Consider the following 16,130-nt stretch of genomic DNA (forward strand, 5'->3'; position numbering starts at 1 on the left):
CTAGAAGTGCATGTTCATCGCGACCGGTTCCGCGAGGACAGCCGTTGCGAGGACGGACTCCTTAGCCACGACGTCTTCCGGGTAGCGTTCGGCTTCGATCTGCTGGAGGCTCTTGCCCTGGGTGTGCGGCGCCCAGACGGCTCCGACCACGAGCGAGACGGCGAGAAAGCCGATCAGGATGAGTCCGAGCCAGGACAGCCCGATCGAGGTCAGCAGGATCGGGAAGACCATGCTGAGCAGGCCGACCATGATCCGGGCGACGAAGAACAGGATGCCCTGCGCGCTGGCCCGGTACTCGGTCGCGAAGAGCTCACTGGCCCAGAGGCCGTAGAAGGCCTGTGCGCCGATGCCGGCTGCGACGCCCCAGAGCACGGCGAAGGAGAGCAGGGCCGGCATGGTCGGTTCGGCGAACACGAGCACGGCCCAGGCCGCGATGCCGAGCAGCGAACCGACGATGTAGAGGACGCGGCGGTTGAACCTGTCGGCGAGGCGCATGAAGCCGAAGTAGGTCGTGGCAACGGTGAGGCCCCAGACGAGCGCCTGCAGCAGGTACTGCTCGGTCGCGCTCTCGACACCGGCCGCGGCATACACCCGCGGCATGAAGATCCCGGCCTGTCCGGCGACTATATTCCAGAACGAGTACACGCCGATCAGGAAGAAGATCGCGGTGATGTTCGCCTTCTTGCTGAAGAGAGCCTTGACGCCATGGAAGACGTTGCTGGAGGTGGCCTTCGCGTTGGATTCCTTCCAGATGGCCGTCTCCGGCAGCCCCTGCCGCATGTACCAGGTGATGAAGGCCACGACGAAGAGCTCGGCGAAGATGAGCCGACTGCCGAGGAGGCCGAGGGGCTCGACGGCGACGGCGAGCAGGAATCCGATCAGCGGGCCGCAGGACCACGCCAGCTGGGCGGCGCCGACGTGCTTGGCGCGCTGGCCGGCCGGCGCCTGCTCGGAGAGGTAGGTCCACGAGGCCGGAACGCCGGCCCCGACGGCGATGCCGGTGATGATGAAAGCGAGCAAGAGCATCCCGTAGCTCATCGCGAAGACCGCGAGGGCGACGCCGATCATGTACACGATGAGGTCGTAGGTGTAGATGAATTTACGCCCGTACTTGTCGCACAAGGGGCCGCCGATGAGCGGACCCGCCGCAGCGCCGAACGCATTCGCACTCAGGGCCGCGAGTAATCCGACCGCGAAGTCGTCGATGCCGAATTCCTTCTGCCAGAGCGACAGGCTGGTGGCGATCGCGATGATCGATCCCGCTTCGATGTAATTCGACATCGCCACCGAGATGGTGGCTTTCATTCCGGTTGTGCTTTTGTTTCCAATTCGGACCACGAATGGCCCTCCCTTGCTCTCGTCATTGATGCAGAGGCTCGTGGCCTCGGCTTCGAGGACGCGATGCGGTGGCGCCGGTGGCGCCGCGGCCCGCGCTGAATGAAACGATTCAACGAGGCACGGGAGCAGACTACGTCAAAATCGTGTGCTTGCCTAACCTTTTCGGGTGCGCCTCGCGAGGGGGACGGGATCCAGGAGAGCGGGCAAGTTGACGCGCTGCCGTTTCCGGAGTTATAGTCGAGATAGTTGAAACGATTCAATTACCACGAAGACGAGGACATCCCATGAGCTTTGCCAGTCGCGAACTCCGCGAAGAAATCCTGTACTGGTGCAAGGAGTCGGTGCGTACCGGACTCAACTTCAACACCCAGGGCAACATCTCGATTCGCCTGCCCGAGCATGACGCGATCGTCATTACGCCATCCGGCATCCGCTACGACGTGCTGACGGTCGACGAGATGGTCGTCGTCGGCTATGACGGCGTCGTCATCGAGGGGGACCTGTTCCCGTCGACCGAGACGGATGTCCACCTCGCCCATTACCGCCGCCGCCCCGACATCAACGCGATCGTGCACACCGAGTCGCCGTACGCGAATATGTTCGGCGCCGTCGGCAAGACCATCGACCCCGTGCTGCTGAACATGGTGCTCTACGCCAAGGGTGCCGTGCGCATCATGCCGTTCGAGTTCTCCACCAACAAGGACTTCGGCGAGCTCAGCGCCGCGCTCATGGGCGACGACACGAACGCCGTCGTCTGGGGCAACCACGGCATGATCTCGGTCGGCGAAGACGTCGCCGGCGCATTCAAGGTCGCCGTCGCGGTCGAGGCCAACGCGCAGGTGCTCTACGGGTCCCTGCAGCTCGGCACCCCGAACATCCTCGAGCTCGAGAAGATCGTCATCCCCGAGGGTGCCCGCCTGCCCTAAACGGCATTCGGCACCCGGTGTGCGGCGGCCCCGAGCGGGCCGCCGCCGCGCTCAACCCCAGCAGTATCCACAGACATACCCACAGAGAAGTGACCCCATGACGGTATCCGCAGAAACCCTTCGCCTCCTGGAAAGCCAGGCCATCGAGCTCCCGTCGTGGGCGTTCGGCAACTCGGGCACCCGCTTCAAGGTCTTCTCGACCCCCGGCACGCCGCGCACCCCCCAGGAGAAGATCGCCGATGCCGCAACGGTCAACAAGTTCACCGCGCTTTCCCCGAGCGTCGCGATCCACATTCCGTGGGACAAGGTCGACGACTATGCGGCGCTCGGAAAATACGCCGAAGACCTCGGCGTCACGCTCGGCACGGTCAACTCGAACACCTTCCAGGATGACGCCTACAAGTTCGGCAGCCTGACCCACCTCGATCCGAAGGTGCGCCAGATGGCGATCGACCACCACTTCGACTGCATCGACATCATGCACGCCACCGGTTCCGCCGACCTGAAGATCTGGCTAGCCGACGGCACGAACTACCCCGGCCAGGGCGATATCCGCGGCCGCCAGGACCGCCTCGCCGACTCCCTCGGCAAGATCTACGCCCGTCTCGGCGAGCACCAGCGCCTGGTCCTGGAGTACAAGTTCTTCGAGCCGGCGTTCTATCACACCGACGTGCCCGACTGGGGGACCAGCTACGCCCAGGTGTCCGCCCTCGGCGACCGCGCCATGGTGTGCCTCGACACCGGCCACCACGCGCCCGGCACGAACATCGAGTTCATCGTCGCCCAGCTGCTCCGCCTCGGCAAGCTCGGTTCCTTCGACTTCAACTCCCGCTTCTATGCCGACGACGACCTCATCGTCGGAGCGGCAGACCCGTTCCAGCTGTTCCGGATCCTCTACGAAGTCATCCGCGGTGGCGGCTACGGACCCGACTCCACCGTCGCGTTCATGCTCGACCAGTGCAACAACGTCGAAGAGAAGATCCCCGGCCAGATCCGCTCCGTGCTCAACGTGCAGGAAATGACCGCCCGCGCCCTCAGCGTCGACACCGTCGCCCTCGCGGCGGCGCAGGAGGCCGGCGACGTCCTCGGTGCCAACGGCATCATGATGGACGCCTTCTACAGCGACGTCCGCACCGACCTCGCCGCGTGGCGTGAGTCCCGCGGACTTCCGGCCGACCCGATCGCCGCATTCAAGGCATCCGGTTACCAGGAGAAGATCTGCGCAGAACGCGTCGGCGGCACCCAGGCCGGCTGGGGCGCCTGACCCCACCCGCCCACCGCGCACCACCTCCGAGAGTCGCCGTTAACGCCGAGATCACCCGTTACACCGGGCGATCTCGGCGACAACGGCGACTCTCGCTGCACCACCCCATATGCACGTCGACAACAGAGAGTACGAAGATGACCACCAGCACGGATGCCGCAGTCGTCGCGGCCGTCGACCTCGGCGCCACGAGCGGCCGGGTCATGCTCGGCCACGTCGGGCGCGAGGGCATCAGCCTCCGCTCCGTGGCCCGGTTCCCGAACGGGCCGATCCGCCTCAATGAGGACGGGCATCCATCGCTGCACTGGAACATCGTCGAGCTCTACCGGAGCGTGCTCGCCGGCCTCACGACCGCGGTCGCCGAAGAACCCGGCCTCGTCAGCATCGGCGTCGACTCCTGGGCGGTCGACTACGCGCTGCTGCGCCAGGGTCGGATGCTGTAGCTCCCGTACCACTACCGTGACGCGCGCACCCAGCCCGCCGTCGATCTCGTCCACCGGGTCGCCACCCCCGCAGAACTCTACGTGGCCAACGGACTGCAGTTCCTGCCGTTTAACACGCTCTACCAGCTCACCGCAGACCTGACCGCCGGCTCGCTCGACCAGGCCGACCAGGTGCTTCTCGTGCCGGACCTCCTGAACTACTGGCTCACCGGGACCGCCGTCGCCGAGCGCTCGAACGCCTCGACCACCGGCCTCCTGAACGTGCGCACCCGCGAATGGGACGACCCCCTCATCGACCGCCTCGGCTTCGACAGGCGGATGTTCCCCCGCTCGTCGACGCGGGCACCCGGATCGGCTCCCTGCTGCCCGACGTCGCTGGCGAGATCCGGGCCGGCGGCCCCATCGACGTGACGGCCATCGGGTCGCACGACACGGCATCCGCCGTCGTGGCCGTGCCCGCGCAGGGCGAGGACTTCGCCTACATCTCCTGCGGCACCTGGGGGCTTGTCGGCGTCGAGTCTCGAGGCCCCGGTGCTGAGCACGGCCGGCCGCGCGGCCAACTTCACGAACGAGGGCGGCGTCGACGGCCAGGTGCGCTACCTGCACAACGTGATGGGCCTCTGGCTGCTGAGCGAGTCGATCCGCACCTGGGAGCACGCCGGCGAGACGATCGTCCTCGCCGACCTGCTCCGTGCGGCTGGCGAGGTGACCGGGCCCGTCGCCGTGTTCGACGCCGATGACCAGCGCTTCCTGGCGCCCGGGGACATGCCCGCGCGCATCCGTGATTACTGCGTCGAACACGACCTGCGCGTGCCGAGGTCGAACGCCGAGCTCGTGCGCTCGATCCTCGAAAGCCTGGCGGATGCCTTCGCGCGCGGGGTCGAACAGGCCGGCGTGCTCTCGGGCAAGAACGTCCGTGTGGTGCACATCGTCGGCGGCGGCTCGCAGAACCGTCTGCTCTGCCAGCTCACGGCCGACCGGATCGGGCTGCCCGTGCTCGCCGGCCCCGTCGAGGCGACCGCGATCGGCAACGTACTCGTGCAGGCCAGGGCCCAGGGCCTCGTCACCGGTTCGCTCGAGGAGGCTGCGGGCGCTCGTCGCCCGCAGCTTCGCGCCCGATCGGTACACGCCGGCCCGGACTCTCGTCAGCCGTTAGCCGGCACGGGAAACAGGGGAAACAGAAAGGAGCGGCCGGCGCACACGCGCCGGCCGCTCCTGTTTTGAATCCACCAACCCGAGGCGTACCTTTCCGGTCGAGAGTGCCCGGTATACGGGTAACTCTCGACCGGAAAGGTGACTCGCCGGGCTAGTAGATCGAGGTGTACAGCGCGAGGATCTGCTCGACGGTCACGTCGCGCGGGTTGCCGCCGGTGCAGACATCGTCGAAGGCGGCCTGGGCGAGCGCGGGGAGGTCCTCCTGCTTGGCACCGATTTCGCGCAGGGTCGTCGGGTTTCCGAGGCCGCGGGCGAACGCCGTGACGGCAGTGACGGCCGCGGTGCGGGCATCCTCGAGCGAGAGCTCTGCGGCGCCGGGAACCTTGAAGGCCACAGCGATGTCGCGGAAGCGCTCGCCGGTCGCGTCGGCGTTGAACGCCATCACGGGGGCGAGCAGGATGCCGTTGGCCACGCCGTGCGGGGCGTTGTAGAAGGCGCCGAGCGGGTGGGCCATCCCGTGCACGAGGCCGAGGCCGACGTTGGAGTAGCCCATGCCCGCGATGTACTGGGCGAGGGCCATGCGGTCCGCGGCGACCGGGTCGCCGTCGGCGGCCGCGGTGAGCGACTCGGCGATCATCGTGATCGCCTTGAGGTGGAAGAGGTCGGAGAGTTCCCAGGCGCCCTTGGTCGTGTAGCCCTCGATCGCGTGGGTGAGCGCGTCCAGGCCGGTGGCGACCTTGAGCGAGCGCGGCGCGGAGGACATCATCTCGGAGTCGACGACGGCGACGATCGGGATCGCGTGCGGGTCGACGCAGACGAACTTGCGCGAGCGTTCGACATCGGTGATCACGTAGTTGATCGTGGTCTCCGATGCGGTACCCGCCGTGGTCGGCACCGCGATGATCGGAACGGCGGCCCGCTTCGTGGCCGCGACGCCCTCGAGGGAACGCACGTCCGCGAACTCCGGGTTGTTCGTGATAATGCCGATGGCCTTGCAGGTGTCCTGGGGCGAGCCACCGCCGATACCGATCAACACGTCGGCGCCCGAAGCCGCGAAGGCCGCGACGCCGCGCTTGACCGCTTCGATCGGCGGGTTCGGGGTGACGTCCGAATAAACCTCATACGGGATTCCGGCATCCTCGAGGAGGGTCGTGACCTTGCCGGTGACGCCGGTCGCGACGAGCACTTTGTCTGAGACCACAAAGGCCTTGGTGAAGCCACGGGAGGCTATTTCACCGGGAATGACGCTAATGGCCCCTGCGCCGAAATGCGCCGTTTGGTTCCAGATCATGCGAGTGATCATTGTCTGACTTCTCTCTGTGTGCGTTCAATGTTGAATCGTTTCACTTAGAGAAAGTCTACTCGCCGGAGGCACAGGGCATAGGCTTGTTTTGTACTCAGGCGCTGGCCCACCCCGGACCCGGTGGGAAGGCGTCGCTCGCGATCCTCGCCACCGCCGCCGAGATGTCGACACCCGGGCGAATACAGTCCATAACCGTTCCCCGGCGCCTCCAGTTCCAGGCATCTATCGAGAAGAGCCTCCCGTCTATGACTTCTCCGACGTTTCCACTTTCGCCCGCCCAGGCCCGCGACCGACTCCTCGGTTTGCGTGGCGTGCTCTTCGACCTCGACGGCGTGCTGACTCCCACCGCCGACGTGCACATGGTCGCCTGGTCACGGCTCTTCACCCCCTATCTCGAGGACCAGGGGGTGAGCCCCTCGTACAGCGATGCCGACTACTTCAAGTACATCGACGGCAAGCCCCGCTACGACGGCGTGCGCAGTCTCCTCGCCTCCCGCGGCATCAGCCTGCCAGACGGTGACCCCACGGATGCCGCGACGCAGGACACCGTGTGCGGCCTCGGCAACCGGAAGAACGCGGCCTTCAACGAGACCCTCGCGGAAGACGGCGTGACGCCGTACCCCGGCTCGCTCGCCTTCCTCGACTACGTGGTCAAGGCCGGGCTGCAGGTCGCGGTCGTCACGAGTTCCCGCAACGGCGAGCTCACCCTCGGGGCAGCGGGCATCCGTGACCGCTTCGGCATCCTCGTCGACGGCAACCTCGCCGCCAAACGCAAGCTCGCCGGGAAGCCCGCGCCGGACACCTACGAACTCGGCGCCGAGCTGCTCGGTCTCACGCCCGCGGAGTGCGTCGTCGTCGAAGACGCCGAGTCGGGGGTGCAGGCCGGCCGGGCCGGTGATTTCGGGCTGGTTCTCGGAGTCGACCGCGGTGTCGGCCCGCAGACCCTTCTGGACGCCGGAGCCGATATCGTCGTCTCAGACCTCGATCAACTGGTGCCCCGCCCGTCCGAGCTCAGCACGTCACCCGAAACCGCAACTCGAGAGGCCACCGCATGAACCTGACGGAAGAGGTCACCCTGGACCCTCTCGACCGCAATCGTTTCCCGGTCGACGAATGGGCGCTCGTCGAGACGGCATTCTCCGGAGCCGACATCGGTCGCACCGAGACGCTCTTCGCGGTCGGCAACGGCTACCTCGGCCTCCGCGGCAACGTCGACGAGGGCAGGGACGGCCACGTCCACGGCACCTACATCAACGGTTTCCACGAGACCTGGCCGATCCGTCACGCGGAAGAGGCCTTCGGCTTCGCCCGCGTGGGCCAGACGATCGTCAACGCGCCAGACGCCAAGATGATCCGCGTCTACGTCGACGACGAACCGCTCGTGCTGACCCTCGCCGAGCTGCTCAGCTACGAGCGCCGGCTCGACTTCACCACCGGCATCCTCTCGCGCTCCCTCGTCTGGCGCACGCCATCGGGCAAGCGCGTCCTGATCCGCTCCCGTCGCATGGTGTCGTTCACCGACCGGCACCTCGCGATCATCGACTACGAGGTCACCATGCTTGACGCGGATGCGTCCGTCGTGATCTCGAGCCAGATCCTGAACCGCCAGGACGGCATCAGCGAGTACGACCGGCCCAAGGGCTCGATGACGACCGATTGGGACCCGCGCAAGGCGGAATCCTTCACCGATCGGGTGCTGCAGCCGCGCTTCAAGCGCGCCTCCGGCGGCCGGTACATCCTCGGGTTCCGCTGCACGAACTCGGCCATGACGATCGCCTGCGCCGCCGACCACGCGATCGAGACCGTCAACGAGTACGTCGAGTCCTCGGCGATCGGCGACGACCTCGCCAAGCACGTGTACACGATCAAGGCCAAGCAGGGCAATTCGATCCACATCACGAAGACGCTCAGCTACCACACCTCCGCGGGCGTGCCCACTCACGAGCTCGCCGACCGCTGCGACCGCACCCTCGACCGGGCGCGGGACGAGGGCGTCGAATCCTTCATCGCCCGCCAGCAGGAATGGCTCACCGATTTCTGGGCGCGCACCGACGTGCAGCTTCCCGGGCAGCCCGTGCTGCAGCAGGCCGTGCGCTGGAACCTGTTCCAGCTCGCCCAGGCCTCGATGCGCGCCGACGGCCAGGGCGTCTCCGCGAAGGGTGTGTCCGGGTCCGGCTACGGCGGCCACTATTTCTGGGACACGGAAGTGTATGTGCTGCCGTTCCTCACTTACACGTCACCGAACGCCGCCCGCAATGCGCTGCGCTTCCGGCACGGGATGCTCGACAAGGCCAGGGACCGCGCGACGGAGCTCAACCAGCTCGGCGCCCTGTTCCCGTGGCGCACGATCAACGGACTCGAGTCGTCCGCCTATTACGCGGCGGGCACGGCGCAGTACCACATCGACGCCGACATCGCCTATGCGCTCAGCCAGTACGTCGCCGCGACCGGCGACGAGGACTTCCTCGCCCGCGAGGCCATCGACATCCTCGTCGAGACGAGCCGAATGTGGGCGGACCTGGGCTTCTGGCGCGGCAACGGGCACGGCAACGACGTGTTCCACATCCACGGCGTCACCGGGCCGGACGAGTACACGACGGTCGTCAACGACAACCTGTACACGAACATCATGGCGCGCTCGAACCTGCGGAACGCAGTGACCGCCGTCCGCCGGCTGCGGTACATCGACCGCGAGGCCTACGACGCCATGGTCGCCCGGCTGAACCTCGAGGACACCGAGGTCGCCGAGTGGGCCTTCGCCGCCGAGGCGATGCACATTCCCTTCGACAAGGGCCTCGCCATCCACCCGCAGGACGCGCAGTTCCTCGAAAAGGAACGCTGGGACCTGTCCCAGACGCCTCCGCAGAACCGGCCGTTGCTGCTGCACTACCACCCGCTCGTGATCTACCGCTTCCAGGTGCTCAAGCAAGCGGATGTCGTCCTCGCGCTGCTCCTGCAGGGGGACCAGTTCACGCCGGAGGAGAAGCTCGCCGACTTCGACTACTACGACCCGCTCACGACCGGCGACTCGACCCTGTCCGACGTGGTCCAGTCGATCATCGCTGCCGAGGTCGGGTACCACGAGCTCGCGCTCCGGTACTTCACCTCCGGGCTGTTCGTCGACCTCGCGGACCTGCACCACAACGCGGCGGACGGCGTTCACGTCGCATCCGCCGGCGGAGTCTGGAGCGCCCTCGTCTACGGATTCGGCGGCCTGCGCGACCACAACGGCCGGGTCACCCTCGACCCTCGGCTACCCGAAGGCTGGGAGGGTCTCACCTTCCGGATCACGCTCAAGGGCACCCGGCTCCGGATCGACCTCAGGCAGGACGAGGTCGAGGTGACCGTCGAGGCCGGCGTCGAGGCGAAGCTCGCCGTGCGTGGGGCGCCGGCGTTCACCGTCCGTCTCGGCCAGCCCGTCATCGTCCCGCTCGAGCACCAGGGCGCCCGCACTCCCGGGGCACCGTCGCCGGCCGCGATCGAGGGCGGACGTCGCGACGACGGCACCGTGATCACCTCGTCGATCCCGACGATCGCGCACCTGACCGACTTCATGGACCAGGTCGACTGACCCCACCTCTCGTGCGCCGCCGGTCAGAGGAGCCGAAGGCGCACAAGGCTCTCCGCGGTGGCGAGGATGGCCTCTTCGTTGGATCGGGGCTCCCAGCCGAGCATCCGCCTGGCCTTGTCGTTCGAGGCGCTCCTCGTCGTGCCGAGTTGCGGGGCGACCTGCCGGAGCGGGGCGCTGAACGGCGCGAGGACCCGGACGAGCCAGGTCGGCAGCACCCGGCGGGGAACCCGCCGTGCGACATCGCCGAGGTTCGACCTCAGCAGTGCGGCGATCCCGGGAAAGGTCATCGGGGGTCCGGCGACGGCGAGGAACCGTTCGCCGGCCGCAAGCGGGCTCGTCATCGCGCGCACGTGCAGCTCGGCGACGTCGCGCACGTCGACGATGTTGGTCTCGATCCGGGGCACGGCCGGCACAGCACCCGTCAGGAGTCCGCGGAGGAGCTCGACGAAACTGGAGAGGTCCGTCCCGAGTACGGGGCCGAAGATCCCGACCGGGTTGATCACCGTGAGCTCGAGGTCGCCACCTTCACGGGCGACGAAGTCCCAGGCCGCACGTTCGGCGATGGTCTTCGACCTGACGTATGCGCTCACCGCTGCGGTCGGGTCCGTCCAGTCGTCTTCGGTGAACGGGCGGTCCGGATGCTGGGCGCCATATCCGACGGCGGCGAACGAGGAGGTCAGCACGACCCGCTGCACGCCGGCATCCCGCGCCGCCCGGAGCACCCGGAGTGCGCCGTCGCGGGCGGGCACGATGAGCTCATCCTCGTCGGCAGGCTGGCGTCCGGGGAAGGGGGAGGCGACGTGCAGGACGAAGGCGCAGCCCTTGACCGCTTCCGCCCACCCGGCGTCGGAGAGCAGGTCGGCGACGGTGAATGAGAGGGCGCTGCCGGCATCCGCCCCGCCGGCGGTGACCAGCGCACGGACCTCCGGCTCCCTGGTGAGGGAGCGCACCGTCGTGCGCACCCGGTAGCCCGCGGCGAGGAGCCGCACGATGCAGTGCGCACCGACGAAGCCAGACCCTCCGGTCACCAGAACCAGTTCGCCATTCATCAGATCCTCATCCCGTTATAAAATCCCTGCACCGGCGACTCATCGACGAGAGGCAGTCTAATGAGCGACTTCAATGAACAGATCATCTCGGAGTTCCGGGAGAACAACGGTCATGTCACCACGGCCGGCTTCGGGTCCAATCTCGTGCTCCTGCACACGACCGGGGCGCGCACGGGCGCAGAGCGCGTCAGCCCGGTGATGTCCATCCGCGACGGGGACGCCTGGCTCGTGGTCGCCTCTGCCGGCGGCCGGCCCCAGCACCCCGCCTGGTATTTCAACCTGCTCAAGCAACCGGACACGATGATCGAGACCGCCGAGGGAACCGTCGGAGTCACGGCGACCGATCTGGACGGCGACGAACACGCGCGAGCCTGGGCGAAGATCGTCGCGAGGGCGCCGGGATTCGCCGACTACCAGGAACGGGCCATCGGGCGGCGGATCCCCGTTCTCCGGCTGACCCGGCGCGCCTGAAACCGGCGGGCTCCTGACGTACGGCGGACTCCTGACGTACGGCGGACTCTCGTGGGCTCGAACTCCGTTCAGCTGCTCAGGCGGCGGGCGAGGTACGGCGCCGTCCGACTTTCGGGGTAGGCGGCGACGACCTCAGGCGGACCGGCCACGAGGATGCGCCCGCCGGCGTCCCCTCCGGACGGGCCGAGGTCGATCACCCAGTCGGCCGCAGCGATGACGTCGAGGTTGTGTTCGACCACGATGACGGTGTTGCCCGCGTCGACCAGCCGGTTCAGCTGGGCGAGCAGGAGCTGGACATCCGACGGGTGCAGGCCCGTTGTCGGTTCGTCCAGCAGGTACAGGGTGTGGCCGCGGCGGGCGCGCTGGAGCTCTGAGGCGAGCTTGATGCGCTGGGCCTCTCCACCGGAGAGTTCCGTCGCCGGCTGGCCGAGGCGAAGGTAGCCGAGGCCGACCTCGCGGAGGGTCTCGAGGCTGCGGGCGGCCGCGGGCACGTCCGCGAGGAATCGGGCGGCGTCGTCGACGCTGAGGCCGAGGACGTCGGCGATGGTCTTGCCACGGTAGTCGACCTCGAGCGTCTCCGGGTTGTAGCGGGAACCGTGGCATGCCGGGCACACGGCGTAGCTGCCGGGGAGGAAGAGCAGTTCCACGGTGACGGAGCCCTCACCGAGGCAGGTCTCGCAGCGGCCGCCGGCGACATTGAAGGAGAAGCGCCCGGCGCCGAAGCCGCGACTGCGGGCGGAGGGTGTGGCCGCGAACGCCGTGCGGACCGCGTCGAACAGGCCGGTGTAGGTGGCGAGGTTCGACCGGGGGTGCGTCCGATCGGCTTCTGGTCGACGGTTACGAGCCGGTCAACGGGGCCATCGACGCCGATCTGCCTGATCAAGGTGGATTTTCCGGAGCCGGACACGCCCGTGACCGCGGTGAGGAGTCCGAGCGGGAACGCGGCGTCGAGATTCTGCAGGTTGTGCACGCTGACCCCCCGCAGGTCGAGCCACGAGTGTGGTTCCCTCCGCGCGGGCACCGCGCGCACGGCATCTGCTGTGTCGGAACCGGGAAACAGGAACCGCCTGGTCACCGACTCCGGGACCTCGGCGAGCCCGGCGACGGGACCGCTGTACAGCACCTCGCCACCGCCGGTTCCGGCGTGGGGACCGACGTCGACGACCCAGTCGGCGGCGCGCACGACGTCCATGTTGTGTTCGACGACGAAGACGGAGTTGCCGGAGGACTTGAGCCTGCTCGAGCACGACGAGGAGGGGCTCGGCGTCGGCGGGGTGGAGTCCCGCTGAGGGTTCGTCGAGCACGTAGACCACGCCGAAGAGGCCCGACCGCAGCTGGGTCGCGATCCGGAGGCGCTGCATCTCACCGGGCGAGAGCGTCGGGGTGGAGCGCGCGAGGCTGAGGTAGCCGAGGCCGAGGTCGACCAGGACCTCGATCCGCGCGAGCAGGTCGCGGCTGATCGTGGCTTCGACCCCTGCGGATGCCTCACCGCGTCCGGTGGACCCGGCCTGCGTGAGCGGGCGGAGGGTCTCGGCAAGGGCCGTGAGCGGCAGTCCGGCCAGCCGGGAGATCGAGAGCCCGGCCACCGTCACGGCGAGGGCGGCCGGGGTGAGTCCGGTTCCGTCGCAGACCGGGCACGGACCGGACTCCACGAACCGGAGCGCGCGCTCGCGCTGGCTCTGGCTCTGCGAGTCGGCGAGGGTGTGCAGGATGTAGCTGCGCGCACTCCAGAACCGGCCCTGGTACGGCTTGGCGATCCGGTCGCGTTGCGGGGTGATCTCAACGACGGGCTGCTCCTCGGTGAAGAGGATCCAGTCCCTGGCCTCTTCCGGCAGGTCGTTCCACGGCACGTCGACGTCGTAGCCGAGGGTGATCAGGATGTCTCGGAGGTTCTTGCCCTGCCACGCGCCCGGCCAGGCCGCGACAGCGCCCTCGCGGATGCTCAGGGTCCCGTCCGGCACGAGGCTCGCGCGCGTCGGGAGGTGCGCGATTCCGAGACCGTGGCAGCGCGGGCACGCCCCGGCCACTGTGTTCGGCGAGAAGGAGTCCGATTCGAGCCTGGGCGCATCCGCCGGGTATGTACCCGCACGGGAATACATCATGCGCACGGAATTCGACAGGGTGGTTAGGGTGCCGACCGTGGACCGCGAACTCGGCGTGCCGCGCCGCTGCTGCAGGGCGACGGCGGGAGGGAGGCCCGTGATCTCGTCGACCTGCGGGGTGTGGCCCTGCTGGATCAGCCGGCGGGCGTATGGGGCCACCGATTCAAGGAAGCGGCGCTGGGCCTCGGCGAAGATCGTGCCGAAGGCGAGCGACGACTTGCCGGAACCGGAGACGCCCGTGAAGGCGACGATTGCGTCGCGGGGCACGTCGACGTCGACGTCCCTCAGGTTGTTCTCCCTGGCTCCACGCACACGCACGAATCCAGAGGCTGGCGAAACGGGCTGCAAGGACGAGGTCGGAGTACGCATCCGTTCGACCCTAGTCTCCGCACCTGACTGCGATCCGAACGGCGGTCAGGTCCGGGAAGAATCCACTCAATAGAACTCGACGGTGTTCACAACGTTGCGGAGGGGGAGGCCGTCGAGGAAGCGGGTCGCGTTGTCGGCGAAGAGTTCGGCGATGCGGCGTTCCTCGTCGGCGTCGAGGGCGGCGGTGTGCGGGCTGATCACCACGTTCGGGAAGTCCCAGAGCGGGCTTGCGGTGTCGAGCGGTTCCTTGGCGAACACGTCCAGGGCAGCGAAGCCGATCCGGCCGGACTCGAGGGCGCGAATGAGAGCGTCCTCGTCCACGACGGTGCCGCGCCCGATGCTGACGAAGGTCGTTCCCGGTCGGACCGCGCCGAAGACGTTCTCGCCGACGAGCTTCAGGGTCGCGGCCGTTCCGGGCAGGGCGACGACGATAGCGTCGGCGCGGGCGGCCCCGGCAGCGAGGTCATCGGTGCTGATCAGCTCGTCGACGAAGGGAACGGGCCGGTCATCCCGGCTTGTCCCGATCACACGCATCCCGAGCCCCTTGGCGAGACGGGCGACCTCGCGCCCCACCCCGCCGAGACCGATGACGAGCACCGTCTGGTCGCGCACCTGGCCGAGCGCCCTTCGTTCCGGCCACGCGTGTGTGCGCTGGTCGCGTTGGAGCACGGGCAGCTGCTTGGCGCCGGCCATGATGCCGAAGATCGCGAACTCTGCGAGTGGGCCGCCGTGCACCCCGGCCGAGGTCGTGAAGACGACCCGGTCGAGATCGGCCTGGCCGAGGCCTGCCGACTTCACCTGGGAGCCGCCGCCCGCCGCCATCACCTGCACCCAGCGGAGTCCCGGATTCGCCTCCACGGTTCGTCGGAGTGCGACCGGGTTCACGTCGGGGATGCCGAAGAGTACGTCGGCCGAGTCGAGCATCCGCTCGAAGTCGGCCTGCTGTTCGACCGTGCGCCGGAAGGCGGGGTCGCCACGGTAGTCGGCAGGGCGGCGCATCGGCGGCAGCAGAGCCTGGTCGCGCACGAGCTCGATGCGGGGTTCCGCCCGCTCGATCAGAAGGCAGAGCTCCTCGGTGAGCGGTGTTGCGACGACGACGCGGAGCGTTTCGGGTGGGACGAGTGGGGCGGTGCTCATGGTGTCAGTCTCCTTGGGTCATACGGAAGCGGGCGCATGCGCCTCGAGGAATGTAGCGAGTCCGGCCCGGTCCGGCAGGCCCTCCTGGTCACCGCGCGACGTCGTGGCGAGGGCGCCGACCGCGCCGGCGCGGTAGACCCAGTCGGCGAGCGGGAGCCCGTCGAGGGCCGCGCTGAGCAACCCGGCTGAGAAGCCGTCGCCCGCACCGACTGTGTCGACGACCGAAATCGCGAACGGCGGGCAGCTCGCGTGCGTCCCGTCCGCGGCGAAGAGTTCGGCGCCGTGGGAGCCTGCCTTGACCGCGACGACCTTCACGCCGCGATCCAGGTACCAGCGGGCGATCCCGGCCGGGGTGGTCTCCCCGGTGAGGATGCGCCCTTCGCCCGTACCGGGCAGCACCCAGTCTGCCCGCACGGCGATCTCGTTGATCGTGCGCACCATTTCGGCGGTGTCTGCCCAGAGGCTGGGGCGGAGGTTCGGGTCGAAGCTCACGGTCGCACCGGTTTCACGTGCAACATCGACGGCCTGGGCGGCGAGGTTCCGCGGCCCGGAGCCGAGCGCGAGCGGGATCCCGGTCAGGTGCACGTGCCCGGCGCGGCGCACGTAGGCCGCTGTCGCCGCGGTCGGCTCGAGCGTGCGCGCCGCCGAATGCGACCGGAAGTAGACGACGAGCGGGTCCTCGTCCTCTCCCGGCCGGTTCTTGAGCTGGAACCCTGTCGGTTCGTTCGCGTGCAGGTCGACTTCGCCGACGTCGATGCCGTTCGCCTCGAGTTGCTGCAGGGCGAATTCACCGAACGGGTCCGCACCGAGACGGGTGATGAACCCGACGCTGTGGCCGAGCCGCCGCAGACCGACGGCGACGTTGAATTCGGCGCCGGCCAGCCTCCGGGTGAATCGTTCGACCCGCGCGAGCGGACCGCTCTCGTCGGCGACGAACATCGCCATGATCTCGCCGAAGGTGACGACGTCGAAGTCCCGCTGGACCGTGCTGGGCATCTGGTT

At 68.2% G+C, this 16,130-nt stretch carries 10 protein-coding genes and 2 pseudogenes; 6 read left to right on the plus strand and 6 right to left on the minus strand.

Annotation, left to right across the window (positions count from 1 at the left end; all coding sequences use genetic code 11):
* On the minus strand, positions 1 to 1,305 hold the full coding sequence (locus KIV56_RS11510; RefSeq protein WP_281533563.1) for an MFS transporter: 1,305 nt from the start codon (positions 1,303 to 1,305) through the stop codon (positions 1 to 3).
* 317 nt (positions 1,306 to 1,622) lie between these two features.
* Between KIV56_RS11510 and KIV56_RS11515 the strand changes: the two genes are divergently transcribed.
* The 3 genes and pseudogenes from KIV56_RS11515 to KIV56_RS11525 all read left to right on the plus strand — a co-directional run bounded on the left by KIV56_RS11515 (position 1,623) and on the right by KIV56_RS11525 (position 5,127).
* Positions 1,623 to 2,264, plus strand: a complete 642-nt coding sequence (locus KIV56_RS11515) for a class II aldolase/adducin family protein (protein WP_281533564.1) — start codon at positions 1,623 to 1,625, stop codon at positions 2,262 to 2,264.
* A gap of 97 nt (positions 2,265 to 2,361) precedes the next feature.
* Positions 2,362 to 3,528 carry an L-rhamnose isomerase gene (rhaI, locus tag KIV56_RS11520; protein WP_281533565.1) on the plus strand — a complete coding sequence of 389 codons (1,167 nt, stop codon included), beginning with the start codon at positions 2,362 to 2,364 and terminating at the stop codon, positions 3,526 to 3,528.
* Positions 3,529 to 3,665: 137 nt separating this feature from the next.
* Positions 3,666 to 5,127 (plus strand): annotated as a pseudogene (locus tag KIV56_RS11525) (rhamnulokinase).
* 150 nt (positions 5,128 to 5,277) lie between these two features.
* Here KIV56_RS11525 and fucO read toward each other — a convergent pair.
* A complete protein-coding gene (fucO, locus tag KIV56_RS11530) occupies positions 5,278 to 6,417 on the minus strand; it encodes a lactaldehyde reductase (RefSeq protein ID WP_281533566.1) in 1,140 nt (379 codons plus the stop codon).
* 257 nt (positions 6,418 to 6,674) lie between these two features.
* Here fucO and KIV56_RS11535 point away from each other — a divergent pair, with 257 nt between their 5' ends.
* Both KIV56_RS11535 and KIV56_RS11540 read left to right on the plus strand, forming a co-directional pair.
* A complete protein-coding gene (locus KIV56_RS11535) occupies positions 6,675 to 7,484 on the plus strand; it encodes an HAD family hydrolase (RefSeq protein ID WP_281533567.1) in 810 nt (269 codons plus the stop codon).
* The gene (locus KIV56_RS11540) at positions 7,481 to 10,000 is read left to right on the plus strand and encodes a glycoside hydrolase family 65 protein (RefSeq protein WP_281533568.1); all 2,520 of its coding nucleotides are present in this window, start codon (positions 7,481 to 7,483) and stop codon (positions 9,998 to 10,000) included. Before KIV56_RS11535 ends, KIV56_RS11540 begins: the two co-directional genes overlap by 4 nt.
* 23 nt (positions 10,001 to 10,023) lie before the next feature.
* Here KIV56_RS11540 and KIV56_RS11545 read toward each other — a convergent pair whose 3' ends face one another.
* Positions 10,024 to 11,049: an SDR family oxidoreductase gene (locus tag KIV56_RS11545; protein WP_281533569.1), complete on the minus strand. Its 1,026-nt coding sequence runs from the start codon at positions 11,047 to 11,049 to the stop codon at positions 10,024 to 10,026.
* 60 nt (positions 11,050 to 11,109) lie between these two features.
* Between KIV56_RS11545 and KIV56_RS11550 the strand changes: the two genes are divergently transcribed.
* Entirely contained in the window at positions 11,110 to 11,520 is a 411-nt protein-coding gene (locus tag KIV56_RS11550; protein WP_281533570.1) for a nitroreductase/quinone reductase family protein, read from the plus strand.
* Between the two features lie 68 nt (positions 11,521 to 11,588).
* Here the strand turns inward: KIV56_RS11550 and KIV56_RS11555 are convergent.
* The 3 genes and pseudogenes from KIV56_RS11555 to KIV56_RS11565 form a co-directional block, all read right to left on the minus strand.
* Positions 11,589 to 13,991: pseudogene (locus KIV56_RS11555) on the minus strand (ATP-binding cassette domain-containing protein).
* A gap of 66 nt (positions 13,992 to 14,057) precedes the next feature.
* Positions 14,058 to 15,128 (minus strand): D-2-hydroxyacid dehydrogenase, encoded by a 1,071-nt coding sequence (locus KIV56_RS11560; RefSeq protein WP_281533571.1) that lies wholly within the window; start codon positions 15,126 to 15,128, stop codon positions 14,058 to 14,060.
* Positions 15,129 to 15,146: 18 nt separating this feature from the next.
* Positions 15,147 to 16,124, minus strand: coding sequence for a sugar kinase (locus KIV56_RS11565; protein ID WP_281533572.1), 978 nt, complete (start codon positions 16,122 to 16,124; stop codon positions 15,147 to 15,149).
* Between the last annotated feature and the right edge of the window lie 6 nt (positions 16,125 to 16,130).

The organism is Cryobacterium breve, assembly GCF_027594785.1.
Classification (GTDB): Bacteria; Actinomycetota; Actinomycetes; order Actinomycetales; family Microbacteriaceae; genus Cryobacterium; species Cryobacterium breve_A.

Excerpts from the sequence above, each read along its gene's own strand:
- KIV56_RS11540 (WP_281533568.1), top strand. The coding sequence starts at position 7,481 with ATGAACCTGACGGAAGAGGTCACCCTGGACCCTCTCGACCGCAATCGT.
- KIV56_RS11545 (WP_281533569.1), bottom strand. The coding sequence starts at position 11,049 with ATGAATGGCGAACTGGTTCTGGTGACCGGAGGGTCTGGCTTCGTCGGT.
- KIV56_RS11510 (WP_281533563.1), bottom strand. The coding sequence starts at position 1,305 with ATGAAAGCCACCATCTCGGTGGCGATGTCGAATTACATCGAAGCGGGA.
- KIV56_RS11565 (WP_281533572.1), bottom strand. The coding sequence starts at position 16,124 with ATGCCCAGCACGGTCCAGCGGGACTTCGACGTCGTCACCTTCGGCGAG.
- KIV56_RS11515 (WP_281533564.1), top strand. The coding sequence starts at position 1,623 with ATGAGCTTTGCCAGTCGCGAACTCCGCGAAGAAATCCTGTACTGGTGC.
- KIV56_RS11535 (WP_281533567.1), top strand. The coding sequence starts at position 6,675 with ATGACTTCTCCGACGTTTCCACTTTCGCCCGCCCAGGCCCGCGACCGA.
- KIV56_RS11550 (WP_281533570.1), top strand. The coding sequence starts at position 11,110 with ATGAGCGACTTCAATGAACAGATCATCTCGGAGTTCCGGGAGAACAAC.
- fucO (WP_281533566.1), bottom strand. The coding sequence starts at position 6,417 with ATGATCTGGAACCAAACGGCGCATTTCGGCGCAGGGGCCATTAGCGTC.
- rhaI (WP_281533565.1), top strand. The coding sequence starts at position 2,362 with ATGACGGTATCCGCAGAAACCCTTCGCCTCCTGGAAAGCCAGGCCATC.
- KIV56_RS11560 (WP_281533571.1), bottom strand. The coding sequence starts at position 15,128 with ATGAGCACCGCCCCACTCGTCCCACCCGAAACGCTCCGCGTCGTCGTC.